This window comes from Flavobacterium franklandianum (assembly GCF_007097365.1).
GTDB lineage: Bacteria > Bacteroidota > Bacteroidia > Flavobacteriales > Flavobacteriaceae > Flavobacterium > Flavobacterium franklandianum.
Window position 1 is genome coordinate 134,642 of record NZ_VJZR01000008.1, and the last position, 26,731, is coordinate 161,372.

At 34.8% G+C, this 26,731-nt stretch carries 22 protein-coding genes; 14 read left to right on the forward strand and 8 right to left on the reverse strand.

Annotated features, from left to right (window positions below; genetic code table 11):
- Positions 1–217: 217 nt before the first annotated feature.
- From FNW17_RS10555 to FNW17_RS10565, 3 genes are all read left to right on the forward strand, one after another.
- Positions 218–1,336 (forward strand): glycosyltransferase family 4 protein, encoded by a 1,119-nt coding sequence (locus FNW17_RS10555; protein WP_144071616.1) that lies wholly within the window; start codon positions 218–220, stop codon positions 1,334–1,336.
- Positions 1,333–2,409, forward strand: coding sequence for a glycosyltransferase family 4 protein (locus FNW17_RS10560; RefSeq protein ID WP_144071617.1), 1,077 nt, complete (start codon positions 1,333–1,335; stop codon positions 2,407–2,409). The genes FNW17_RS10555 and FNW17_RS10560 overlap by 4 nt, the downstream gene beginning before the upstream one ends.
- A 231-nt stretch (positions 2,410–2,640) precedes the next feature.
- Positions 2,641–4,035, forward strand: a complete 1,395-nt coding sequence (locus FNW17_RS10565) for an exopolysaccharide biosynthesis polyprenyl glycosylphosphotransferase (RefSeq protein WP_144071618.1) — start codon at positions 2,641–2,643, stop codon at positions 4,033–4,035.
- Here the strand turns inward: FNW17_RS10565 and FNW17_RS10570 are convergent, their stop codons facing one another.
- Positions 4,036–5,172, reverse strand: a complete 1,137-nt coding sequence (locus FNW17_RS10570; protein WP_144071619.1) for a lipoprotein N-acyltransferase Lnb domain-containing protein — start codon at positions 5,170–5,172, stop codon at positions 4,036–4,038.
- A gap of 12 nt (positions 5,173–5,184) precedes the next feature.
- Positions 5,185–6,255, reverse strand: coding sequence for a putative type IX sorting system protein PorV2 (locus FNW17_RS10575; protein ID WP_449404055.1), 1,071 nt, complete (start codon positions 6,253–6,255; stop codon positions 5,185–5,187).
- Positions 6,256–6,447: 192 nt separating this feature from the next.
- Between FNW17_RS10575 and FNW17_RS10580 the strand changes: the two genes are divergently transcribed.
- Together FNW17_RS10580 and FNW17_RS10585 are read left to right on the forward strand one after the other, a co-directional pair.
- Complete coding sequence (locus FNW17_RS10580; protein WP_143390524.1) at positions 6,448–7,158, forward strand: CDP-alcohol phosphatidyltransferase family protein; 711 nt, start codon at positions 6,448–6,450, stop codon at positions 7,156–7,158.
- An 8-nt stretch (positions 7,159–7,166) separates the two neighbouring features.
- Positions 7,167–8,030 (forward strand): glycoside hydrolase family 25 protein, encoded by an 864-nt coding sequence (locus FNW17_RS10585; RefSeq protein WP_144071620.1) that lies wholly within the window; start codon positions 7,167–7,169, stop codon positions 8,028–8,030.
- Positions 8,031–8,184: 154 nt separating this feature from the next.
- Here the strand turns inward: FNW17_RS10585 and lptB are convergent, their stop codons facing one another.
- Genes lptB through FNW17_RS10600 form a run of 3 tightly spaced genes read right to left on the reverse strand, consistent with a single transcriptional unit; the run spans position 8,185 to position 10,742 of the window.
- A complete protein-coding gene (lptB, locus tag FNW17_RS10590) occupies positions 8,185–8,925 on the reverse strand; it encodes an LPS export ABC transporter ATP-binding protein (RefSeq protein ID WP_143390521.1) in 741 nt (246 codons plus the stop codon).
- 30 nt (positions 8,926–8,955) lie between these two features.
- The gene (gene tatC, locus FNW17_RS10595; protein WP_144071621.1) at positions 8,956–9,777 is read right to left on the reverse strand and encodes a twin-arginine translocase subunit TatC; all 822 of its coding nucleotides are present in this window, start codon (positions 9,775–9,777) and stop codon (positions 8,956–8,958) included.
- Positions 9,777–10,742, reverse strand: coding sequence for a KpsF/GutQ family sugar-phosphate isomerase (locus FNW17_RS10600; RefSeq protein WP_185965295.1), 966 nt, complete (start codon positions 10,740–10,742; stop codon positions 9,777–9,779). Before FNW17_RS10600 ends, tatC begins: the two co-directional genes overlap by 1 nt.
- Before the next feature lie 87 nt (positions 10,743–10,829).
- On the opposite strand from FNW17_RS10600, the gene FNW17_RS10605 reads away from it, so the two are divergent.
- The gene (locus tag FNW17_RS10605) at positions 10,830–13,025 is read left to right on the forward strand and encodes a RecQ family ATP-dependent DNA helicase (protein WP_144071622.1); all 2,196 of its coding nucleotides are present in this window, start codon (positions 10,830–10,832) and stop codon (positions 13,023–13,025) included.
- A 202-nt stretch (positions 13,026–13,227) separates the two neighbouring features.
- Here the strand turns inward: FNW17_RS10605 and FNW17_RS10610 are convergent, their stop codons facing one another.
- Positions 13,228–13,461, reverse strand: coding sequence for a hypothetical protein (locus FNW17_RS10610; RefSeq protein ID WP_143390518.1), 234 nt, complete (start codon positions 13,459–13,461; stop codon positions 13,228–13,230).
- Between the two features lie 157 nt (positions 13,462–13,618).
- On the opposite strand from FNW17_RS10610, the gene FNW17_RS10615 reads away from it, so the two are divergent.
- The 8 genes from FNW17_RS10615 to FNW17_RS10650 all read left to right on the forward strand — a co-directional run bounded on the left by FNW17_RS10615 (position 13,619) and on the right by FNW17_RS10650 (position 23,372).
- Positions 13,619–15,181 (forward strand): NAD(P)/FAD-dependent oxidoreductase, encoded by a 1,563-nt coding sequence (locus FNW17_RS10615; protein ID WP_143390517.1) that lies wholly within the window; start codon positions 13,619–13,621, stop codon positions 15,179–15,181.
- 58 nt (positions 15,182–15,239) lie between these two features.
- Positions 15,240–15,782, forward strand: a complete 543-nt coding sequence (locus tag FNW17_RS10620) for a transposase (protein ID WP_143390516.1) — start codon at positions 15,240–15,242, stop codon at positions 15,780–15,782.
- A gap of 139 nt (positions 15,783–15,921) precedes the next feature.
- Complete coding sequence (gene tgt / locus FNW17_RS10625) at positions 15,922–17,052, forward strand: tRNA guanosine(34) transglycosylase Tgt (protein ID WP_143390515.1); 1,131 nt, start codon at positions 15,922–15,924, stop codon at positions 17,050–17,052.
- Between the two features lie 75 nt (positions 17,053–17,127).
- Entirely contained in the window at positions 17,128–18,216 is a 1,089-nt protein-coding gene (locus tag FNW17_RS10630; RefSeq protein WP_143390514.1) for an LptF/LptG family permease, read from the forward strand.
- Complete coding sequence (locus tag FNW17_RS10635) at positions 18,203–19,087, forward strand: DMT family transporter (RefSeq protein ID WP_143390513.1); 885 nt, start codon at positions 18,203–18,205, stop codon at positions 19,085–19,087. Before FNW17_RS10630 ends, FNW17_RS10635 begins: the two co-directional genes overlap by 14 nt.
- A gap of 116 nt (positions 19,088–19,203) precedes the next feature.
- Positions 19,204–20,157, forward strand: a complete 954-nt coding sequence (locus FNW17_RS10640) for an acetyl-CoA carboxylase carboxyltransferase subunit alpha (protein WP_126563196.1) — start codon at positions 19,204–19,206, stop codon at positions 20,155–20,157.
- 140 nt (positions 20,158–20,297) lie between these two features.
- Positions 20,298–21,839 (forward strand): replicative DNA helicase, encoded by a 1,542-nt coding sequence (gene dnaB / locus FNW17_RS10645; protein ID WP_143390512.1) that lies wholly within the window; start codon positions 20,298–20,300, stop codon positions 21,837–21,839.
- A gap of 270 nt (positions 21,840–22,109) precedes the next feature.
- A complete protein-coding gene (locus FNW17_RS10650) occupies positions 22,110–23,372 on the forward strand; it encodes an asparagine synthetase B (protein WP_143390511.1) in 1,263 nt (420 codons plus the stop codon).
- 178 nt (positions 23,373–23,550) lie between these two features.
- On the opposite strand, the gene FNW17_RS10655 is transcribed toward FNW17_RS10650, so the two are convergent.
- Complete coding sequence (locus FNW17_RS10655) at positions 23,551–25,683, reverse strand: S9 family peptidase (protein ID WP_144071623.1); 2,133 nt, start codon at positions 25,681–25,683, stop codon at positions 23,551–23,553.
- A gap of 110 nt (positions 25,684–25,793) precedes the next feature.
- On the reverse strand, positions 25,794–26,600 hold the full coding sequence (locus FNW17_RS10660; protein WP_144071624.1) for an endonuclease/exonuclease/phosphatase family protein: 807 nt from the start codon (positions 26,598–26,600) through the stop codon (positions 25,794–25,796).
- Between the last annotated feature and the right edge of the window lie 131 nt (positions 26,601–26,731).

The window sequence follows — 26,731 nt, forward strand, 5'->3', positions numbered from 1 at the left end:
ACAATTTATTATGGTATCTGAAAATCTATTTTGTTAACATTTGTTACCGTTTGATTAGTAGTAAGTTTTTTGGAAATGATTCTTTGTAATTGCATAATTTTACAGTTGCGTTTTTTAAATTGGGTTGACCATAAAATTTAAATTCAGCTGTTGATATTCATTAGATTTAGCAATACATTTACCACAATAAATTTTATTCGCAACTTAGTAACTTATCATGACTTTTGCCATCATCACTCATGTGCCACATATCCTGGAGCAAAATCAGTGTTTTGCTTACGCACCCTATGTTCGCGAAATGAATGTTTGGGCAAAATATGCTAATAAATTACTTATTGTTGCCCCAAAATCCAATTCACTAAAAACATCCATTGACATCAGTTATGAGAAATTAAACATTGAATTTATAGCCATCAAAAGTTTTGATGTTTTGAGTGTAAAAGCAATTGTAAAGGCAATTATTAGTATTCCAAAAATCAGTTGGCAGATTTATTCCGTCATGCAAAAAGCGGATCATATTCATTTAAGATGTCCAGGAAATATTGGTTTAATAGGGAGTTTGGTTCAGGTTTTATTTCCTAACAAGCCCAAAACTGCTAAATATGCTGGAAATTGGGATCCAAAATCAAAACAACCTTTGACCTATCGTTTGCAAAAATGGATTTTGAGTTCCACTTTTTTGACCAGAAATATGCAGGTTTTGGTGTACGGCGAATGGGAAGGAAGTTCCAAAAATATCAAACCTTTTTTTACAGCTACTTATCAAGAAGCCGACAAATTACCAATAATGCAAAGAGATTTCAAAAGCCAAATTGGTTTTGTTTTTGTTGGTGCTTTGGTTTCGGGAAAACAACCTTTGTATGCCATTAGATTAGTTGAAATGTTGTATAAAAAAGGATACAATGTTGCATTAGAATTATACGGAGAAGGTATTGAGAGAAAAAGTTTGGAAGATTATATTAGTAAAAATAATTTGGATAATATTGTTTGGCTGAAAGGAAATCAAACTCAGGAAACGGTCAAAAAAGCTTACGAATCATGTCATTATGCTATTTTACCATCGGAAAGTGAAGGCTGGCCAAAAGCCATTGCCGAAGGCATGTTTTGGGGTTGTGTTCCTGTGGCAACCAAAGTTTCTTGCGTACCGTTTATGCTCGATTATGGTGACAGAGGCGTTTTGATAGCAATGGATTTGGAGAAAGATGTTCGTCAATTAGAAACCCTTTTGAAAGATGAAATTCTTTTTAAAAACATGAGCCAAAAAGCGAGTGATTGGTCTCGATATTATACTTTGGATGTTTTCGAAAAAGAGATTAAAAAATTGTTAGCGAGATGAGAATACTTCAAATTATAGATTCTCTTGAAGCAGGTGGAGCGGAGCGAATGGCGGTAAATTATGCCAACGCACTTGCCAATGAAATGGCGTTTTCAGGTTTAGTGATAAGTCGAAAAGAAGGCCCACTGTTGAATCAATTAAATAGCAATGTGTCGTATCTTTTTTTGAATAAGAAAAGCGTTATTGATATTCAATCAGTAATGAAATTGCGCAAATTTGTAATTCAGAATACCGTTGAAATTATTCATGCGCACAGTACTTCTTTTTTTCTTGCTTTTCTTTTGAAGTTGACCTATCCAACAGTAAAATTAATTTGGCACGATCATTATGGTGACAGCGAGTTTTTGTCCAAAAGACCTTCTTTAGCATTAAAATTTGTTCTTCCTTTTTTTAATGGAATTATTGCAGTGAACCAAAATCTTAAAAATTGGGCTGAACAGAAACTGCATTTCAAAAATGTTGTTTATTTGCCCAATTTTCCATCGGATGAAAATAATGCTTCAGAGCAAACCATTTTGCAAGGAATTCAAGGTAAACGAATAGTATCTTTAGCTAATTTTCGGGTTCAAAAAAATCATTTTTTATTGCTAGAAGTAGCCAAAAAAATAAAAATATCTCATCCTGAATGGACCTTTCATTTGGTAGGAAAAGATTTTGAAGATGAATATTCTAAGCAAATTAGGGCCTTAATATTAGACTTTAATTTGGAAGACATTGTTTTTGTTTACGGTTCCAGAAATGATATAAAAAACATTCTTGAACAATCTACAATAGGGATTTTAACTTCGCAATCTGAAGGTTTGCCTGTGGCTCTGTTAGAGTATGGTTTATATGAAAAGCCAGTTGTGGTAAGTAATGTGGGTGAAATTCCGTTAGTAATTCAAGATGGAATTAATGGGTTTTCGGTTGAAACAAATTCAGGACAATTGTTTTATGATTCATTAGTAAAATTAATAGAAAACGATTCTTTACGTCTTCATTTTGGAAAAGAGCTTCAAAAAACAATTGAAAAAAAATATTCCAAAAAAACAGTTTTAGATCAGTATTCAAATTGGATAGCGTTATGTATATGAAGTAGCCAATTTATAACCTATATTCGTTCAATGTGTCAGTAATATATAAGGTTTCTTTATTCTTAAATACGAAAAATCTAAAAAAAAGCCCAATAAGAAATCGAATAAACAATAAACACATCCTTTCAATTTCGTTCGCCAATAAATACTTGTCTTTAGTCGATTTTTTATTGATTTTATGGTATGTTTATGTAGATTTGTCCTAGTTGAATAGATTCAGTACAACCAAAAATGAATAAGAATAATAAAATACATTTTGAAGTTTCCGAGAGAAAAGTGTTGCTAAGGGTTTTTGATGTGACATTTGTTTTTGTAGCAATCTATCTTGTAGGTCATTCATTAGATTTGCAATATCTTGAATCGTCGGTTTCTAATTATTATTATGCGATAGCACTTGCACTCTATATTAATATTATTGGAACGGTTTTTGAAATTTATGATTTACAAGTGGCTAGCAATCAGTATCAGGTATTGAGAAGTGCAATTCTTACAGTATCAACAACTGTTTTGTTTTATTTGTTGACGCCAGTTTTTTCTGCTGAATTACCTTCAAACAGGTTTCAAATTTTAACATTCTATTTCACATTTCTTTTTACTTTGTTGATTTGGAGAACGTTTTATGTTAATTTTTTAGCCTCCAGTCGATTTGTACAAAATGTTCTTTTGGTGTGTAATCGGGAACAAGTCGAAGAATTAATTTTAGACTTAGAAAAATCAGATCCTCATTATAGAATTGTTGCCTATGTAAATTCTGATAGAAAAAAAAATGATGAATTTGAATATCATTATATACAACACATACATATAGACGATTTAGTTACGTTTGTGAATAAAAATAACTTATTTGAAATTGTTGTAGCTTCACAAAATACCGAAGATATTACTACCGATTTGTATTTACAATTGCTTCATTTATTAGAATCTGGAAATACGATTCGCGAATATACACAAGTATATGAAGCAAAAATGCAACGGATTCCGCTTCATTACATAACTAGAGATTTTTATAAATTTTTCCCTTTCAATCGCAGTAATAATAATCAATTATATTTGCTGAATGTGCGAATAATGGAAACGATAATTTCTATAATTGGATTGTTATTTGGCGTTTTATTGATCCCTATAATTGTTATTGGAAATGCTATTGGGAATCGAGGTAAATTATTTTACACTCAGGAACGAGTTGGCAAAAATGGACAAATATTCCAGATACTCAAGTTCAGGACTATGATTAATAATGCTGAGAAAGGGGGAGTTGTTTTTTCGAGTCCAAATGATAACCGTATAACTCCTTTTGGAAAATTCTTGCGAAAGACCAGGATTGATGAATTTCCACAATTTGTCAATATATTAAAAGGGGAAATGGCAGTTATTGGCCCACGACCAGAAAGACCTTTCTTTGTGAAAGAAATTGCCGAAATAATGCCCTTTTACGAAACTCGTCACGTAATAAAACCGGGACTTACTGGCTGGGCTCAAGTCAATTATTCTTACGGCGAATCTATGGATGATAGTTTGATTAAACTACAATATGATTTGTATTACATCAAGCATCGCAGTATTTTTTTAGATTTGAATATTGTTATTAAAACATTTAGTACTGTCTTGTTTTATAGGGGTCAATAATCAAATAACTATAGGTATTCGTTTGCTGTTTTTGAATGTTATTTTTGCCAATATAAATGCACTTGTTAGCACTAACGGTAGCGCAATTAGCAGATGGGCTTTATTTATCATAACTATCAAATAAACACCAATAAGTACCATATTAAAAACCGCTACATAGATAATCCATTTTTTGTTTTTTACCAATAAAAAGTAGAGCAAAACAAGCAATGTTGGATTAAATAGCAACACATTATAATTATTGGCCAGTTCTTGGTGATAAGAATAAAAGCCTACGGTAGCAAAGAATATTCCCAATAATCCCATTACTAAAAGATAAAAAATATCGATATATTTTTTGTTTAAAACTAGGATAAGCCCAAGAAAAACAAGGTAAGTATATATGTTATTCCACCAAGAACTAGGCGCTTGTTTTTTGAATTCTAACAGTATTTTGCTTTTCTTGCAAAGTAAATTATTATTGAATTGAGTTTGTTCTAAACTTTTGTGAAGTTCAAATGGCAAAAAGATATGATTGCTATATTGATCCACTTTAGTTCCAAAAATGATGCTTGTACCTAGTTTTTCATAAAAGAAATTGTCAAAATAAGGAAATAAAATACTTCTATAGGTTTTGTCAGTGTCCAGTTTCTTAGTGATTATTTGTGCTCCCAAAGTCCTGTTCAGGATGTCCACAACCATCGAGGTACAGTTTTTATCAATAAACTTATAAGTATAATAGCTTTCTCTTGACGCTAAAACAGCAGTTAAATTATCGAATAATTTTTGTTTATAAGCCAATGGAAGAATTAATTCCTGTTCGAAAACACTCCTTTGTTCATAAGTGTATTGACTCATAAAGTCCGAAAAAGTATTGGCTACGGCAAAATATTGCAAATCTCCTTTGGCAAATTTCGCTACAAAATTGGGAGTCCTAAAATCAAAAGCTCCGTAATTATAAACGACATCCAGATTGTTTTCTGAATCGGTAATTCTGATGGCGGTATGACCAAAAAGCGAATACGATTCGTTGCCCGTGTCGCAAGTAATAACGCTCGTACGAGCATCTTTGGATAAGATAATTGCTTGTCCAAAACTATTAAGTGTTCCAATTAGAAAGAGAAAAAGGAATATTTTTTTTAAGGAGGAGGAATTCATTTTTGAATGTGTTTAGTTTCTAAAAAATCCCAAATCTACTTTTACCGAAAAGATATTCGAATACAAGGCCGCACTTTGATTTCCTAAATTGGTCAAAGCATAATCTATTTGGATGCCTTTGTATTTGAATCCCAAACCAATATTTGGCTGAAAGCCTACTTTTTCGGTATTGTCAATTTGCTGTATGTTTTGAAAATTTCCCACGCCAGCTCTCAGGAAAACCAAGTCGGTATAGCCAAATTCAAAACCTAAAGCCGGGTCAATACTCACAAAATCGGTCGAAAGAATATCATTGGTTTTGGCAAACTGCATATTGATATTGGCTGCAGCTAAAATACTGTAATCATACCGAACAATAAACTTTTTGGACAATCCCAATTGTGCTTTTGGAGCCGTTATCTCTGTACTTTCAGGCAATTCCTGATTTTGACCAGGAATGGCATCGGCAATCTTTTTATACTCGGCTTCGTCAATGCTCCAAACATTATAAGTAGTAGTAATATCCCGAAGCATCAATCCAAATTTCCAATCATTTTTTTCGAATTGTAATCCAGCATCAAAGCCAAAACCCCAAGAACTGGCAAATTTACCTATTACTCTTCGAATTACTTTGGCATTTACGCCGTATTGAAAACCGGGAACTTGCAATTTTCGAGCATACGAAAAAGTAACGCCATAATCGGCTGTTGAAAATAGACTAATTCGATTGTAATCAATATTGCCTTGACTGTCGATTAATTCAGTCGTATTCAAGATGTCATCAACCCCAAAACGGATTAAAGAAATTCCCCAAGCACTATCGTCATCTATGGTGTTTGCATAAGCGATATAATCGTATTTGGCGATATTGGCAAAATAATTGGCGTGCATCAACGACATTTGATGATCTTCGAGATGAACCAATCCTGCGGGATTCCAATAGCCCGAATTCACGTCACTAGTACTGGCTGTCATAGCATTTGCCATTCCTAAAGCTGCGGCATCAACACCAATATTCATAAACTCGTTCGAATACTTTCTCACGGTTTGCGCATACGAACTGGCGCAAAGCAAAAAGAGGAGGAAGAATTGGCTTTTTTTCAACATAGATTTGTTTGCAGACCGGAGGACTGTTTAATTTTTTCCAAAAATATAATTTTTTAACGAGCTAATCTCTTTTTTAACAACCCATTCAGAATTGTGAAGCCCAAAAAAATAAATCTCTTTTAAAAAACGCACTTCTCATTCACTTATTATATTAAATTTGTGAACTTTGATAATCTAATTTATATAACAATGCAAATTAAAAAACACATTCCGAATACCATTACGTTGCTGAATCTTTTTTGTGGTTGTATTGCATTGGTTTTCGTATCTGAATTGAATTTTGAAATGGCTTTCTTTTTTGTGAGTCTTGGCATTTTTCTGGATTTTTTTGATGGTTTTTTTGCCAGATTATTTAAAGTTGCTGGTGAGTTGGGTTTGCAATTAGACTCTCTAGCAGATATGGTTACCAGCGGTGTTGTTCCAGGTTTTGTGATGTTTTGGTTATTAAAACAGGGGCAAGATCCCGCATCTGCAAATCAGATTATACCTTATTTAGGATTTATTATCACTTTGGGCTCGTGTTACCGATTGGCCAATTTTAACATTGATACGCGTCAAACCGATTCTTTTATTGGGTTGCCAACGCCTGCCAATGCCTTGTTTATTATGAGTTTGCCTTTAGTTTTGGAGTTTTCGGATTCCTTGGTTATGTTAGAAATTTTAACGAACCAATGGGTTTTGTTGACTATTACTTTATTTAGCGCTTTCATCCTCAATGCTGAAATTCCTTTGTTTTCCCTAAAAATAAAAGATTTTACTTTCAAGAAAAATGCACTTCAAATTGCCTTCTTGAGTTTGTGTGTTTTGTTGTTGATTTTCTTTCAGTATTTGGCCATTCCTTTGGTAATCATTACTTACGTTTTGTTGTCTATTATTAATAACAAATTTTTGAAAAAGTAGGTTATCTAATGAAACGGAAAATTAGCCGAAGTAAAACCACAATCCGACGAAAACCAAGAAAGAAAACTTCCTTTTTCACCGGAAAAGTTCGTAGTTATTCTATAATTGCTTTTTTTATCTTGCTGTTTCTTGGAGTAGGCTATCATTATCGAAATGGATTATTATATTATTTGGGTTTTAAATCCTATAAACTACAATATGAACAAGCCGAAGCCAAACGCATTTCGGATATTCGAAATTACCAAGTTTTAGAAAAACACCAAGGCAAGGCAATAGGTTTAGATCTATCAGAATATCAGGGAAAAATCGATTGGGATTTGGTCCAAAACATAGAAAATGATTATCCTATTGAGTTTGTTTTTATTCGTGCTACTGCAGGAAATGATAGAGAAGACGAGCAATTTGAAGAAAATTGGCTTGGCGCCAAAAAAAGAAAAATGATTCGTGGTGCTTATCATTATTATCGTCCCAACGAAAATTCATTGGAGCAAGCAAAACTTTTTATTAAAACAGTTCGGCTGAGAAAAGGCGATTTACCCCCTGTTTTAGATATAGAAAAACTCCCAAAAGGACAATCTTTGGACAGTTTGAAAATTGGTTTAAGGCGATGGTTGAAAGCTGTCGAAGCACATTATAAAGTAAAACCAATTATTTATACTGGCGAAAAATACTATGATGATTTCTTAAAAGAAGACTTCTCGGATTATCTTTTTTGGATTGCCAATTATAATTTTTATCGAGAGAAAATAGAAGCCGATTGGTTGTTCTGGCAATTCACCGAAAAAGCTTCCGTTTCAGGAATCAAAGGCAATGTTGATGTCAATATTTTTAATGGCGATGTCGAGCAGTTGCGGTATATTACGATGGAGTAAATTCAGATTTCAGATTTCAGATTTCAGATTTCAGATTTCAGATTTCAGATTTCAGATTTCAGATTTCAGATTTCAGATTAAGAATGATAAACATCTAGTATGAAATATGATTTTTATTCTGCGACCTGCGACCTGCCACCTGCCATCTGTTCAACTAAAACTCCAACTTCTTCTTTCTCAATTCGAAATTCTGACCTAAATACACCCGACGAACCATTTCATCTTCTACCAATTCTTCTGGTTTCCCTTCTTTCAAAATTCCACCTTCAAACATTAGATAGGTCTTGTCTGTAATTGCCAAAGTTTCTTGAACATTATGGTCGGTAATCAGGATTCCGATATTTTTATTTTTTAATTGCGCCACGATTCTCTGAATATCTTCAACGGCTACTGGGTCAACACCGGCAAAAGGTTCATCTAGTAGAATAAATTTTGGATCGGTAGCCAAACAACGAGCAATTTCGGTACGACGACGTTCGCCACCCGACAGTAAATCGCCGCGGTTGGTGCGAATATGTCCCAAACCAAACTCCTCTATCAAGCTTTCCATTTTGGCTTGTTGTTCTTCTTTAGTGTGTTTGGTCAGTTGCAAAACACTCAAAATATTGTCTTCGACACTAAGTTTTCTAAAAACAGAAGCTTCTTGAGCCAAGTATCCAATGCCTTGTTGGGCTCTTTTGTACATTGGAAATTCAGTAATGTCTAAATCGTCAAGATAAATATGACCCAAATTGGGTTTTACCAATCCTACAATCATATAAAAAGAGGTTGTTTTTCCAGCGCCATTGGGCCCCAAAAGCCCTACAATTTCGCCCTGATTTACTTCTACCGAAACGCCTTTTACAACACTTCGTCCTTTATATGTTTTAACTAGATTTTCGGCTCTTAACTTCATTTTTCTTTTTTTTATTCAAAATTCCAACTTCTAACTAAGTTGTTCATTTTTTATTTTTCTTTTATGAACTATAGAAGATATTATTACACTCAATTCAAAAATAATCAGCATCGGAATGGCAACAATCGTTTGGCTAACTACGTCGGGTGGAGTTACAATGGCAGCTACTATCAGTACAATGACAATAGCATATTTTCTATATTTCCTCAGAAACTCTGGAGTTACTAATCCCAGTTTTGTTAGAAAATATATAATTATTGGTAATTCAAAAAATAAGCCACCAGCAATAACCGATGTTTTAAACATTCCGATATAAGATTCCAAAGTAAATTGATTTTTAACCATTTCACTTACAGTGAATGTTGCGACAAAATTGACCGACATTGGAATAATCACAAAATAGCCAAAAAGCACCCCAGAAAAGAATAATAAAGAGGAAACAAAGATAAAAAATTTAGCATTTTTTTTCTCATTTACATATAAAGCAGGACTGATAAAGCTCCAAATTTGCCACAAGATATATGGAAAAGCGAGTATGAAACCTGCCAATAAACACATCCAAACAAACATATTTACTTGTCCTTCCATTAGCGTATTCTGGATGATAAAAGGCAATTCTTCGATACAAATACTTTCTCCAAAGTTTAATTGATGTGATAAATCACAAAATACACGATAGGTATAAAATGAGGGTCTTGTTGGGCCAAATATAATGGTGTCAAACAAAAAATCACTTACAAAATAGGTGAGGAATGCCATTATAATAATGGCTATTGTACTGCGAACTAATAACCATCTTAATTCTTCGAGGTGGTCTAAAAAAGACATTTCTTTAGATTGCTTTTTTCCCATTATACGATTCCTTCTTTTAAAATATCATGTAAATGGACTATTCCTATGTATTGGTCATTGTCTGCAACAATTAATTGAGTGATTGAAAAATCTTCTAAAATATTTAGCGCCTCAACGACCATTGTAGAAGATTGAATCATTTTTGGATTTTTTGTCATAATATCTTTGGCTGTCAAATGCGAAAAAGTATCATTTTCATTGAGCATTCTACGGATATCTCCATCAGTGATTACGCCAATTACTTTGTCGTTTTCGACAACCGCTGTGGCTCCAAGCCTTTTTTCTGAAATTTCAAAAATCACTTTTTTTATTGGAGCATCTGGACTTACCATTGGTTTCAATGAGTTTTCAGTTAAATCTTTTACCTGAAGCAAAAGTTTTTTGCCTAAAGAACCACCAGGATGGTATTTTGCAAAATCCTCACGACTAAAATTGCGCAAATTCATTAAGCATATTGCAAGAGCATCACCCATAACGAGTTGAGCCGTCGTGCTATTAGTTGGAGCTAGATTATGAGGACAGGATTCAGCATCGACTGTGGTATTCAAAACATAATTGGATTCATTTGCCAAAAACGAAGTCGTATTACCAGTCATTGCAATTAATAGATTGCCAAAACGCTTCAAAATTGGAACAAGAATTTTTATTTCTGGGCTATTACCACTTTTTGAGATACAAAGCAAAATATCATTGGGTTGAACCATTCCTAGATCACCATGAATTGCCTCTGAAGCATGTAAAAAAAGTGAAGGTGTTCCAGTCGAATTGAATGTGGCTACCATTTTTTGAGCAATAATCGCACTTTTTCCAATTCCTGTAACAATCAATCTGCCTTTGGAATTGAATAATATTTGCGTGGCATCTGCAAAGCTAATGTCTATGAAATCAATGAGTTTTGCAATAGACTCACTTTCAGAGAGAATGGTCTTTTTTGCCAAAATCAAAATATTTTCTTTTGTGTTCAAAATAGAATTTTTATAAAAATTTGTGAGTTCCAAAGAAATTAGTATCTTTATGAAACGCAAATTTAGATAAAATACCATTAATAAAGAATGAATTCAAACGAAATTGACATCCACAAAGAATTAAAGAAGTATTTTGGCTTCAGCCAATTCAAAGGTTTACAGGAACAAGTTATAAAAAGTATTCTCAATAAAGAAAACACTTTTGTAATTATGCCTACAGGCGGAGGTAAATCGCTTTGTTATCAATTACCAGCATTAGTTCAAGAAGGAACGGCTATTGTTGTTTCTCCTTTAATTGCTTTAATGAAGAATCAAGTTGATGCTATACGAAGTTTGTCTTCTGAAAATGGAGTAGCTCATGTTTTAAACTCTTCCCTTACAAAAACAGAAATTACTCAAGTCAAAAAAGATATTACTTCAGGTTTAACCAAGCTTTTGTATGTGGCTCCCGAATCTTTAACCAAGGAAGAATATGTAACGTTCCTTCAAACTGTCCCCATTTCCTTTGTAGCTATTGATGAAGCACATTGCATCTCAGAATGGGGACACGACTTTAGACCTGAATATCGAAATCTAAAACATATTATCAAGCAATTAGGCAGTGTTCCTATTATAGGACTTACCGCTACAGCTACGCCAAAAGTTCAGGAAGATATCTTGAAAAACTTGGATATGGTTGATGCAACAACTTACAAAGCTTCGTTTAACAGACCTAATTTGTATTATGAAGTGCGTACTAAAACTAAAAATATTGAATCGGATATTATTCGTTTCATAAAGTTGTATAAAGGAAAATCAGGAATTATTTATTGTTTAAGTCGCAAAAAAGTAGAAGCCATTGCCGAAGTTTTGCAAGTAAATGGAATTAGCGCTGTACCGTATCACGCCGGTTTAGATGCCAAAACTCGAGCTAAACATCAGGATATGTTTTTGATGGAAGATGTAGATGTTGTCGTGGCTACAATTGCTTTCGGTATGGGAATCGACAAACCCGATGTGCGTTTTGTGATTCACCACGATATTCCAAAATCATTAGAAAGTTATTACCAAGAAACGGGTCGTGCTGGTCGTGATGGTGGCGAAGGTCATTGTATGGCTTACTATTCATATAAAGATGTAGAAAAACTCGAAAAATTCTTATCAGGAAAACCGGTTGCCGAACAGGAAATTGGATTTGCGTTATTGCAGGAAGTAGTTGCTTATGCTGAGACCTCGATGTCAAGAAGAAAATTTCTTTTGCATTATTTCGGTGAAGAATTCGATAATGAAACCGGAGAAGGTGGCGATATGGATGACAATGTTCGCAATCCAAAAGTGAAGGTTGAAGCCCAAAAACAAGTGGTTAAATTACTCGAAGTCGTTCGTGACACCAAACATATTTATAAATCCAAAGAAGTGGTATTTACACTTATTGGTCGTGTAAATGCAGTGATAAAAGCGCATCGAACTGATATTCAATCATTTTTTGGTTCGGGTAAAGATCATGACGAAAAATATTGGATGGCATTATTGCGACAAGTATTAGTTGATGGATTATTATCTAAAGATATCGAAACGTATGGTGTGGTGAAAATCACGAAAAAAGGATTGGATTTTATAAAAAAACCAAATTCTTTTATGATGTCCGAAGATCACGAATACAACGAATCCGAAGATGAAGCTATCGTAACGGCTGCAAAAGGAACTGGCGTTGCCGATGAAGTTTTGATGGGAATGTTGCGTGACTTACGTAAAAAAGTAGCCAAAAAACTTGGTGTTCCTCCGTTTGTAGTTTTTCAAGACCCCTCACTCGAAGATATGGCTTTGAAATACCCAATTTCGATGGATGAGTTAATCAATACTCACGGAGTTGGAGAAGGAAAAGCCAAGAAATATGGCAAAGAATTTATAACCTTAATCAATCAATATGTTGAGGAGAATGATATTATTCGTCCCGAAGATTTAGTTGTAAAATCGACAGGAGCCAATTCAATAAATAAATTGTACATCATTCAAAACATTGACAGAAAATTACCACTCAGCGATATAGCGTCCGCCAAAGGTTTGACGATGGAGGCCTTGATCACCGAAATGGAACAGATAGTAAATTCTGGAACTAAATTAAATATCAAGTATTGGATTGACGAAATGCTAGACGATGACCAGCAAGAAGAAATTCACGACTATTTTATGGAATCCCATTCCGATAATATCGAAGAAGCACTCAAAGAATTTGACGGCGATTATGACATTGACGAATTGCGATTGATGCGAATTAAATTTATTAGCGAAGTGGCGAATTAAATTCAGATTTCAGATTTCAGATTTCAGATTTCAGATTTCAGATTTCAGATTTCAGATTTCAGATTAAGAAGGTTAAACATCTATATAAAAAAAACGAAAACGTCTTGACATTTCAGGGCATTTTCGTTTTTTTGCTAACTGCTAACTGCTAACTGCTAACTGCTAACTGCTAACTGCTAACTGCTAACTGGCAATCTGTTAACTAAAAAACTTCCCCACGATGCGGTTTCAAAGCATCTCGAACTTGAATCATTGTTTCATCGGTAACGACCATATAAGCAATCGCATACATTTCGTTAAGAACTTCAAAACCGGTAATATTGGGCGACAGTTTCTCGGCAATGATATATTCCTTCAAATGAATTTCGTGATGTTCGGCCGTTTTTGCTGAAGCAGGACCACGAAAATCCCATATTAGTTTTATTTGTCTGGACATTTTGAATGTTTTTAGACTGTAAAGTTACAAAGTCTAATTTGAAAAAAGCCGAATTTCAAAATTTGAAAATGGATTTTGTAATCATTAAGTAAAGTTCACTTCAAAGTACTATTTTTGCATTTCGTTATTGGATTCAAATAACTCAATCTACTGCAAAATGCCTCAAGATCTTCTCTTTCAAGTATCGCCAGAAATAGCTACAAACGAACTGTTGCTCAAACAACATATTTCCAAATTAATTCGGGTCGATTTCAAAGAAATCCAACATATTTCGATTCTGAAACGCTCGATTGATGCGCGCCAAAAAGCCGTGAAATTCAATTTGAAAGTCACTATTTATTTGGTTGGTGAGCCCATTCAAGAAGCTAAAATCGAACTTCCTGAATATAAAAATGTCGAAAACGCACAAGAAGTTATCGTTGTGGGCGCTGGTCCTGCGGGATTATTTGCCGCTTTGCAATTGATAGAATTGGGTTTAAAACCAATAGTAATCGAGCGTGGAAAAGACGTTCGAGGTCGTCGTAGGGATTTAAAAGCCATCAATGTGGATCATATTGTGGATGAAGATTCCAATTATTGTTTTGGCGAAGGCGGAGCAGGAACTTATTCGGATGGAAAATTATACACGCGATCCAAAAAACGAGGCGATGTAACACGAATTTTGGAGTTATTCGTCGCTTATGGAGCTTCACAAGATATTTTGGTCGATGCCCATCCGCATATTGGAACCAATAAATTACCACAAATCATTCAGGATATGCGGGAGAAAATTATCGAAATGGGAGGAAAAGTCCTTTTCGAAACCCGATTGACCGATATCCTCATCAAAAATAACGAAGTGCAAGGTATTGTGACCAAAAACGGAGACACGATTCTTGCCAACAAAATAATCCTAGCCACAGGACATTCTGCGCGAGATATTTTTGAATTATTAGATAGAAAACAAATTTTTATCGAAGCCAAAGCATTTGCCTTGGGCGTTCGAGCCGAGCATCCACAATCATTAATTGACAGTATTCAATACAGTTGCGATTATCGTGGGGAACATTTGCCACCATCACCTTATTCCATCGTGAAGCAAGTAGGAGGCAGGGGAATGTATTCTTTTTGTATGTGTCCCGGCGGCGTGATTGCGCCTTGTGCGACAAGTCCCGGCGAAGTAGTTACGAATGGTTGGTCACCATCCAAAAGAGATCAAGCTACTGCCAATTCTGGAATTGTTATCGAATTGAAACTCGAAGATTTCAAGCCGTTTGCCAAATTTGGTGCTTTGGCTGGAATGGAATTCCAAAAAAGTATCGAACAAAAGGCTTGGCATTTGGCGGGTCAGACCCAAAAAGTTCCTACCCAAAAAATGGTCGATTTTACCCAAAATAAAGTATCCTCTAATATCCCAAAAACGTCTTATGTTCCTGGAACGACTTCGGTAGAAATGGGCGAAGTTTTCCCCGGATTTCTTACCCAAATATTACGGGAAGGTTTTGTCGAATTTGGAAAATCAATGCGTGGTTTCTTGACCAATGAAGCCGTTCTTCACGCGCCAGAATCGAGAACTTCTTCGCCAGTGCGCATTCCCAGAGATTCAGAAACATTGGAACACCTTCAAATAAAAGGCTTGTATCCTTGTGGAGAAGGTGCAGGTTATGCCGGAGGAATTATCTCCGCTGCGATTGATGGCGAGAAATGTGCGTTGAAGATTGGGGAAATTTTAAAGCCGTAGGGACAGGTCACAACCTATCCGTACTGTCCGTACAGGATAGTAATAATAAATTATTTGTATGAAAAATAGAAAACGCAATCGAATGTTGGGTTATGATTATTCGCAAAATAATTTGTATTTCGTTACGATTTGCGTGCATAATAAAATATGTTGTTTTGGTGATGTAGGGACAGGTCGCGACCTGTCCCTACAAATCGATAATCAAAATGATATCGATAATCCAAATCATACAATTCGGAAAATGAATTTGAATGAATTTGGGGGAATTGCAGAGAATCAATGGGAATGGTTAGCAAATCAATATCCATATATTGTTTTGTATTCTTTTATTGTTATGCCCAATCACGTTCACGGAGTGATTGAAATTAATTCGGATTTAGTGATGGATAAATCAATAAAAATCAAGTCGTTATCTGAATTGATAGGAGCGTATAAAACCACATCTTCCAAACAAATTCATCTTTTGGGAAATAAAGAATTTGCTTGGCAACGTTCTTTTCACGATTATATCATTAGGGATGATGCAGCTTATGAAAGAATTTGTAATTATATTGAAACCAATCCTGAAAGATGGGAGAAAGATACTTTTCATGAGCAATAAAACATAATAGGCAACTAAGTATATTATCTGTTCAAAATACTAATGTTAAATAAAATCCTAAATCCTTTCCCGAAGTGTCGGGACTAAATCTTAAATAAATTATCTTTGCGCACCCGAACAGTCGGGAGAAAAAAGATTTATGAAATTTGATTTATTACAAAAAGATCCACATACCAAAGCCAGAGCAGGAAGTATTACTACGGATCACGGTGTTATTGAAACCCCAATTTTTATGCCTGTGGGCACCGTTGCTTCGGTAAAAGGAGTGCATCAACGCGAATTGAAAGACGATATTAATCCGGATATTATTCTCGGAAATACCTATCATTTATACTTACGTCCGCAAACTCAAATTCTTGAAAAAGCGGGAGGTTTGCACAAATTTATGAACTGGGACAGGAATATTCTGACCGATTCTGGTGGCTACCAAGTGTATTCGCTTTCGGCCAACCGGAAAATTAAGGAAGAAGGCGTAAAATTTAAATCGCATATCGACGGTTCCTACCATTTTTTCACACCCGAAAATGTGATGGAAATTCAACGTACCATTGGCGCTGACATTATTATGGCTTTCGACGAATGTACACCTTATCCTTGCGATTATCGCTATGCGCAAAAATCGATGAAAATGACGCATCGTTGGTTGGACAGATGCATCAATCATTTGGATAAATTACCTTTTAAATATGGTTATGAGCAAACTTTTTTCCCAATTGTTCAGGGAAGTACGTATAAAGATTTACGCCAACAATCGGCTGAATATATTGCTAATTCAGGTCAGCAAGGCAATGCTATTGGAGGACTTTCGGTAGGTGAACCTGCGGAAGAAATGTACGCGATGACCGAAGTGGTTTGTGAAATTCTTCCCGAAGACAAGCCTCGTTATTTGATGGGTGTGGGAACTCCAATCAATATTTTGGAGAATATTGCCTTAGGAATTGATATGTTCGATTGTGTGATGCCAACTAGAAATGCCAGAAACGGAATGTTGTTTACCGCAAACGGAACCATCAATATCAAAAACAAAAAATGGGAAGATGACTTCTCTCCAATAGACGAAATGGGTCATACTTTTGTGGATACAGAATATACAAAAGCGTATTTACGCCACTTGTTTGCAGCCAATGAGTACTTAGGAAAACAAATTGCTACGATACACAATCTTGGATTTTATATGTGGTTGGTTCGTGAGGCAAGAAAACATATCTTAGCAGGAGATTTTAGAACTTGGAAAGAAATGATGGTTCGTAATATGAGTCAGAGACTTTAAAAAAAGGTTTAAAGTTTCAGGTTTCGAGAGAACTTGAAACCTGAAACTTGAAACTTGAAACTTGAAACAAAATATATGTTAACTATAATAGACAAATACATCCTAAAAAAATACTTGACCACTTTTGGGGTGATGTTGGCTTTGTTTGCACCTATTGGAATTGTAATTGATGTATCGGAAAAGATCAATAAAATGATAGAAAACAAAATTCCATTCACGGAAATTTTGATTTACTATTATCATTTTACCATTTATTTCACCAATTTATTATTTCCGATATTTTTGTTTTTGTCGGTGATTTGGTTTACCTCAAAATTAGCCAATGATACTGAAATTATTGCTATTTTAAGTTCGGGGATATCGTTTACTAGATTTCTAAGGCCTTATATAATTGGTGCATCTATTATTTCTGTTTTTATTTTGTTAATGGGCTTTTTTATCGTTCCAAAGTCAAGCGAAGGATTTAATAATTTTAGATATACCTATCTCAGAGGCGATGGAAAAGAAGCTATGAGAGGCAAGAATACCGATGTTTTTCGACAAATTAGTAATGACGAATATATTTATGTCAATAGTTTTGATGTGGCATCGAAAACGGCTTATAATTTCACTTACGAAAAATTCACCAAAGACAAATTGGCTTATAAAATTTCGGCTTCAAGGATACAATGGAATCCTAAAAAGAAAAATTATACAATGTATGATTATGTCAAAAGAACCGTTGGAGGATTAGATGACAAACTTGAAAAAGCGGACAAAAAGGACGCGAAATTCAGTTTTGATTTAGAGGACATTACCCCAGTAGTTTACATCGCTGAAACCTTGAATCTTGGAAAATTGAACCAATTTATTGAGAAAGAAAAAAAGCGTGGTTCATCCAATATCAATGTGTATTTAGTGGTTTTGTATAAGAAATACAGTATTCCAGTATCGGCATTTATTCTTACTATTATTGCTGTTGCGGTTTCGTCAATGAAGCGAAGAGGCGGAATGGGATTGAGTTTAGCCATCGGGATAGCAGTAGCTTTTTCCTTTGTTTTTTTTGATAAAATCTTCGGAACATTGGCCGAAAAATCTAGTTTTCCACCCTTATTGGCCGTTTGGTTTCCGAATATCGTTTTCGGCATTTTGGCCATATTATTATTACGAAATGCAAAAAGGTAATTTAAAAAGTTATTTAAATCTTCATTTAATTGTATTTATTTGGGGTTTTACAGCCATATTAGGTGCCTTAATTTCTATTCAGGCAGATGCATTGGTCTGGTATAGAATGCTTTTAGCGTCTGTATTTTTATTCCTATTTATTCTCTTCAAAAAGGAATCTTTTCGAATTCCAATCAAAGAATTTTTCAAATTAATTTTTGTCGGATTACTGATTGCACTTCATTGGATCTTCTTTTTCGAGGCTATTCATGTTTCTAATGTATCCATAACTTTGGCAGTTTTTTCGTTAGGTGCCTTTTTTGCTTCTATTTTAGAACCTATTTTTTATGGTCGAAAAGTTCTTTGGTACGAAGTTTTTTTTGGACTTATAATTATTGCAGCATTGGGAATGATTTTGCAGGTCGAAATCAATTATCTTGAAGGAATTATGTATGCTTTGGCTTCGATAATTATTGGAGTACTATTTACTTTAATGAATGGAAAGCTAATCGAAAAACACGAACCTTCGGTAATAACCTTTTATGAATTTCTTGCTGGAGTCTTTTTTATTACGATTTACTTTTTATTCACCCATAAATTTAATGTCAATTTCTTTATTTTGACATCCAAGGATTGGATTTATCTGCTTATTTTGTCTTCGATTTGTACTGCTTATGCCTTTACAGCTTCAGTAAAAGTGATGCGAGTACTTTCGCCTTATACCATAATGCTAACCACTAGTTTAGAGCCTGTTTATGGTATTATTTTGGCTTTTTTTATCATTGGTGGAAAAGAAAAAATGAGTATGCCGTTTTATATTGGAGCATTTCTAATTGTCATTACGGTAATCCTAAACGGAGTTTTCAAGCATTATCTGTCAAATAGAAAATAATTTTTATAAAAGAGTTTAAGTGTCAAATTGTTAGTATTTAGATGCGAATTATACGTTTTTGATAATTATAAATTTTATATTTGCACTTCAAATCAAAACACAAACTAATATAACTAATGGAATATTTAGATTTTGAACTTCCAATAAAAGAGCTTGAAGATCAGTTAGATAAATGCCTTGTAATTGGGCAAGAATCTGCGGTTGATGTGACCAATACTTGCAAACAAATCAGCAAAAAACTAGAAGAAACCAAACGGAAAATTTATAAAAACCTTACGGCTTGGCAACGAGTACAATTGTCAAGACACCCCAATAGGCCCTACACTTTAGATCATGTAAGAGCACTTTGTGGTGATACGTTCCTTGAACTTCACGGTGATAGAGGGTTCAAGGATGATAAAGCAATGATTGGGGGTTTAGGAAAAATTTGTGGGCAATCTTTTATGATCATTGGCCAACAAAAAGGATACAATACTAAAACGCGTCAATATAGAAATTTTGGAATGGCCAATCCAGAAGGCTATAGAAAAGCGTTGCGATTGATGAAAATGGCAGAAAAATTTGGCATTCCAGTAGTCTCTTTTATTGATACTCCGGGAGCTTTTCCTGGTGTTGAAGCTGAAGAACGTGGACAAGGGGAAGCCATCGCCAGAAATATTTTCGAAATGGTTTGCTTAAAAGTGCCAATTATTGTGGTTATTGTTGGTGAAGGTGCCTCAGGTGGAGCACTTGGAATAGGTGTTGGAGATCGAGTTTATATGATGGAAAATACTTGGTATTCGGTTATTTCTCCAGAATCTTGTTCGTCTATTTTATGGAAGAGTTGGGATTACAAAGAACAAGCAGCCGAAGCTTTGAAACTGACTTCTTCGGATATGAAAAGACAAAAATTAGTCGATGATATTATACCAGAACCATTAGGTGGAGCACATTTTGATAGAGAAACTGCCTTTAAAACAGTGGAGCAATATATTATCAAAGGATTTAATGAATTGAAAGACTTATCAACACAAGAACTAGTCGCTCAAAGGATGGATAAATACAGTAAAATGGGTGAATTTAAAGAATAAATTCTTACAAAATCATCTTAAATCCGAAGCCTTATCGTTTCGGATTTTTTTTGGCTTATGAACAAATAAAGATTGTTTATTAACAATTATTTGTAATAACTCATTGGACTTCTTTTTTTAATTTTGCTTACTTTCGTTCTATGGAAAACGTTAAGAATATAAACCCAATTCGAACAGATAAAACTACTATAATAAACCTTGAAAAAGGAAAATTACCACCTCAAGTTATCGACCTAGAAGAGGCTGTGCTTGGTGCTATGATGATTGACAAAAAAGGGGTAGATGATGTAATAGACATTTTGCAACCCGACGCATTTTACAAAGAAGGCCATAAATATATTTTTGAAGCTATCGTTCAGTTGTTTACAGATACACAACCTATTGACTTATTAACAGTTTCGGCTCAGCTGCGCAAAAACGCAAAATTAGACTTGGCTGGAGGTGATTTGTACTTAATTCAGCTTACCCAAAAAATATCATCCTCTGCGCACATAGAATTTCACTCCAGAATCATTCTCCAGAAGTTTATTCAACGCAGTTTAATACGAATTTCATCGGATATTATCGAAGAATCCTATGATGAAACCACAGACGTATTCGATTTATTAGACAAAGCCGAATCTAAGTTGTACGAAGTAACTCAGGGAAATATAAAACGGAGTTCCGAAACTGCTCAAACATTAGTTTTACAAGCCAAAAAACGAATAGAAGAAATTGGAAACCAAAAAGGATTGAGTGGAGTAGAGACTGGTTTTACAAAATTGGATGCGATTACATCGGGTTGGCAACCTAGTGATTTAATTATTATTGCCGCTCGTCCGGGTATGGGAAAAACGGCTTTCGTACTTTCAATGGCTCGAAATATTGCTATAGATTCTGGACACGCTGTGGCATTATTTTCCTTAGAGATGTCTTCCGTACAGTTGATTACAAGGTTGATTTCGTCAGAAACAGGTTTGTCTTCAGAAAAACTTCGAACAGGAAAACTTGAACCTCACGAGTGGACTCAACTTAATACTAAAGTTAAAGATTTAGAAAAAGCACCTCTTTTTATTGATGATTCACCTTCACTTTCTATTTTTGATTTAAGAGCAAAAGCGAGACGTTTGGCTTCTCAACACGGAATTAGGATTATCATTGTCGATTATTTGCAATTGATGACTGCCGGCGGAAACGGAAAAGGTGGTGGTAATAGAGAGCAAGAAATATCAACCATTTCCCGAAATTTAAAAGCATTGGCAAAGGAATTGAATATTCCTGTGATTGCATTATCTCAGTTATCTCGTGCTGTTGAAACCCGTGGTTCTAGCAAAAGACCTTTGCTTTCCGACCTTCGTGAATCAGGTGCGATCGAGCAAGATGCCGATATTGTATCGTTTATTTACCGACCCGAATATTATAAAATTGACGAATGGGACGATGATGAACAAACACCATCGGCTGGACAAGCTGAATTTATAATTGCCAAACACCGTAATGGTTCTCTTGAAAACGTTCGTTTGAAATTTATTGGTCACCTCGGTAAATTTGATAATATTGAGGAATACGGAGGTAATTTTGATGATTTACCATCCAAAATGAATCACGACGATAATCCATTTCAAACCAAAAATCTCCCTTCTCCCAACGAAGCTTTTGGAAGTAATTTGAACGAGGAAGATGATGACGAGATGCCGTTTTAAAAAATAAATAAAAAATTACTTATTATCGACTTTTTACGCATTAGTATATTATTCGCTTATAATAAAAGAAATAAAGCAGCTAAGAATTACGCGAATGTGCACAAATTTTGACATTATGAATTTGTGATATTTTGTGAATTGAAAATCAGTGAATACTAATTAAATAAGATTCAATGAGCTAAATTCTTGGCTAAAAAAAAATAAAAGTGAATTGCCTGATGCTTTAGGTCAAATTAAAAACCATTATATTTGATACTTAATATTCTAAAAATGGTTTTCAAAAAGGTTTTTCTTGTTTTAATCCTGATTTCCTTTTCGGCAAAAGCTTCTTTTGTTTTATTGCCAATGGACGAAACCACGCAGCAAAATCATCTGAAAGCTTACGGAATTACGTATTGGTGCATTGAAAAAAAATACAAAGCCAGTTGGTTGCTCAATTATCGTGGAGGTTCTTTTTTATTAGCCGATGCTCCAGAAATACGGGAAGAATGTCAAATTCGAGGAGTAAGTTTCGAAGTCTTGAGCGATGCTGAAACAAATCAGATTTTAGCCGAAATAGCTAGTCCTTCACAAAATATGGAAGCGGTTGTACTCGAAAAAGCACCAAAAGTCGCGGTCTATACACCCAAAGGAAAGCAACCTTGGGACGATGCTGTTACTCTGGTTTTGACTTATGCCGAAATCCCGTTTACACCCATTTATGATGAAGAAGTTTTAGCCGACCAATTGATACTTTACGATTGGTTGCATTTACACCACGAGGATTTTACGGGACAATATGGAAAATTTTTTGGTTCCAACCGAAATTCACCCTGGTATATCGAACAAAAGAGAGAATCCGAAATTTTGGCCACCAAATTAGGTTATAAAAAAGTGTCTGAAGAAAAAGGAGCTGTTGCCAAAAAAATTAGGGATTTCGTAATTGGCGGCGGATTTATGTTTGCCATGTGTTCTGCTACCGATAGTTTTGATATTGCGTTAGCGGCCGATGGAGTTGATATTTGTGAACCCATGTTTGATGGCGATGCGAGCGAACCCAATTACCAATCCAAAATTAATTATGCGAATTCCTTTGCGTTCAAAGATTTTATTTTAGATCGGAAACCGGAACATTATGAGTTTTCGAATATTGATATGACCGAAAAGAGAGTCTTGATTCCGATGGAGAAAGATTACTTTACTTTGATGGAATTCTCGGCCAAATGGGATCCAATTCCGAGTATGTTGTGTCAAAATCATACCCAATTGGTAAAAGGATTTATGGGACAAACCACGGCTTTCGACCCGAATCTTATAAAATCGAATGTGTTGATTATGGGAAATTGTGAACTCAATCGCGAAGCGCGTTACATTCACGGCGAAAAAGGCAAAGGAATGTACACTTTTTTTGGAGGACACGATCCCGAAGATTATCAGCATCGAGTAGGTGATCCTGTTACAGTGCTTGATTTGCACCCCAATTCACCAGGCTATAGATTGATTTTGAATAATGTATTATTCCCTGCAGCGAGAAAGAAAAAACTCAAAACCTAATTCAATAAAAAAACACCTGAAAGGTTTCCAAAACCTTTCAGGTGTTTTTTTGTTATGTTGAATACGAAGTAAAAGGAATCGTTTATTGTCGCATAAATAGATTTAGAAATCCTTTTATTTATAAGCTTTCTTCTTGATTTAGGAAAATCAAAATACGACATTATATAAGTTTCACTACTTACTTATTATTTTCAATCACATAATTCAAAACTTTGGTCATCAAATGGACTCTGTCTTTGCCAGTTACATTGTGCTCGTGCATGGGATAAGCAAAAAAGTCCACCTGTTTTTCGGCTTCGATGAATTTTTTGAGTAAGGCCAAATTGTTTTGCATTACAACAGTATCGTCACTGGTTCCGTGAATTAAGAGCAATTTTCCTTTTAGATTTTTCACATAGTTCAAGGTGCTGGCTTCGTCAAACCCTTTTTGGTTTTCGGCTGGAGTATCCATATAACGTTCGCCATACATCACTTCATAATATTTCCAATCAGTAACGGGTCCGCCGGCAACACCCACTTTGAAAACATCGGGTTTTCGCAACATTATGGAAGTGGTCATAAATCCGCCAAAACTCCAACCGTGAATTGCCAATCGATTGGCATCAACATAAGGCAAAGATTTCAAATAGTCAACGCCTTCCATTTGGTCGTCGATTTCGTTGACTCCCAATCTTCCGTGAATCGCACTTTCGAACGCAAAACCACGATTATCCGAGCCACGATTGTCCAAAGTGAAGACTAAATAACCTTGTTCTGCCATCCAATACATCCAAAGATTGGCGCCGTCTAAATAGGAATTGGTGATCATTTGAGCGTGTGGTCCACCGTAAACATACACAAAAACGGGATATTTTTTGGTAGGATCGAAGTTGCTAGGCTTGATTAATCGAGTATATAAATCAGTGCTTCCATCGGCTGATTTAATGGTTTTGACCTCAGAAGTTCCCATTTGGTAATCAGTAAATTTAGTGCTGCTTTCCAAAAGCGTGGTGGCTTTCAAATTTTTGTTGTACATCAACGATTTTGAAGGAGTCGAATGATTGGAATATTCATCAAAAAAATAACTTCCGTCAAAATTGGGAATACAAGTATGAACGCCTTGCTCTTTAGTAATTAGGGTTTGCTTGCCATTTAAGTCAACTTTATAAGCCAACATATTGGTTGTATTTTCGCCTGTGGATTTAAAGTAAATTTCTGTTCCAGCAGCATTGCTTCCGATAATATCTCGTGAAGGGAATTTATTTTGAGTCAATTGTTTGATTAATTTCCCTTCGATAGTGTAATAATGCAAGTTGTTGAATCCGTCTTTTTCGCTGATCCAAACAAAATTATTGGAAGTAGTACTTGGAAAAAAAGCAGGAACTTCGGGTTCGACCCATTTATCGTTTTTCTCATTTAGAATAGTTCTGACGAAATTTCCAGTTTGGGCATCATAAACATTCAAAGACATATCGTTTTGACCGCGATTGAGTTCGGCAATCAAAACCTGTTTTTCGTCTGGAGTCCAAGAAAGATTAGTTAAATAATCATCTGAATTGCCTTTTGGCGAAATGAAAACTGTTTTTTTACTGGCCAAATTGTAAATTCCAACTCTTGGTTTTTCGCTTTTTTGACCAATCATAGGGTATTTGATATTGACTAATTTTCCTGGAGTTTCGTTGATGTCAAGCAAAGGATAATCGGCAACTTCGGTTTGGTCTTTTTGGTAAAAAGCTAAAAAGTTTGATTTTGGTGACCAGAAAATTCCATTACTAATTCCAAATTCACTTCTCGCAAAAAATTGACCCGAAACGATGGCTTCGTTAGATTCATTCGTTACCGTAATAATTTCATTATCGACATTGTAGAAATAGAGATTATTATTTTCAGTAAAAGCGAGGTTGCGTTTTTTTGTGTCAAAGGTTGGGTTTTTGCAAGTGGCTTTCTTTTCTTGCATCAATGTCCCTTTTTTTGAAGTAGTCAGGTAAGCATAATATTTTCCGTTTTCACTGACAAGTAGCGCATTAGAATCAATCCATTGAATGCCAAAAAAGTTTTTCAATTTTGTTCCTAAAGCTGTATTAATATCAGCTAAAGTTACGATTTCAGTAGTTTTAGAATCTATTCCTGAAGCAGCAACCATTTTGGTATAATTATTTGTATAATAAGTGTAACTAGTGGTGTTTGGAATCCACTGAAATCCTATTAGTTTATCGGCTCTAAACTGTCTGTTTTGTTCTAAAACACCTTGTTCGAGAGTTAGTTTTTTGGTTTGAGAAAAGGAGGTAATTGTAATAAAACAACATAGGGCTAGAATAGAAATTTTGTTCATATAAGTAGGTTTTTTTCGTAGGGAATAAATATACAAAAAGGATTGTATGAAATGATTGTAACAGTCTAATATTAGAAAGTTTTGCTACAGAAAACACTTTTTTTTCAATATTAATTTAAGGAAAATTCAAACCAAATGGGAATATGATCTGAAATCACTCTGGCTTCCTTTAGAGAATAGAAATTTTTGTAAAAAGGAAGAACTCCTGAATGGAGTCTAGTAATTTTCGAAACATTATAAAACATGTTGTCAAATTCAGAAGCGAGACAATTATCATTTTTACACTCTTTTTTCAAAGATGTTTTTTGATTGATAAGGATTGATTTGTACCCCATTTTCTTCAAAGGGTAAAAAACCGTATGCGATTGCGGACAGTTGAAATCACCCACAAAAATCAAATTCAGATTGGGGTATTCCTCAGGCAAGAATTTAAAATATTTGATCTCCGTTTCAGGCTGTCTGTTTTTGGTGATAGCGTGAAAATTAGCCACAGTGAATTGCTTGTTCTCATACTGAAACGTACAAAAATATGGTTCTCGGTCTATTTCTAAATGGTATTTTTTTTCGAGCCAAGCTTTTCCTATTTTCTTGATTTTACTCGTTTTCCATAGAAAAGCATATCGTTCCGTTTTATAAGCACTACTACTCGTTGGGTCACTGATGACATAATCCCATTTGCTTCCTTTCCGATTGAGTTCGTCGGCGAGTTTCGCCACAGCTTGCGCTCCACCATCACCCGCCACAACTTCCTGAATCGCCGCAATATCAAAATCTCTTAGCGTATTAGCTATGAAAGTGATTTCTTGATTTGATTTTGATTTCCCCAAGTTTTCTATGTTCCAAGAGAGGAGTTTGGTTTGGGAGAATAGGGTAGAGGAGGATAGTAAAAGGAAAAGAATGGAATAAAGGAATTTCATTTTTGGGGCTTGTATTTAAAACAATTTGGCTAAAGCCAATAGCATTATATTTATTATGCTTGTCCGTTTAGCTACCTATAATTCATTCCATCGATGATTAACTCCAGCAACGATTAGTCTTTCCATAGTTT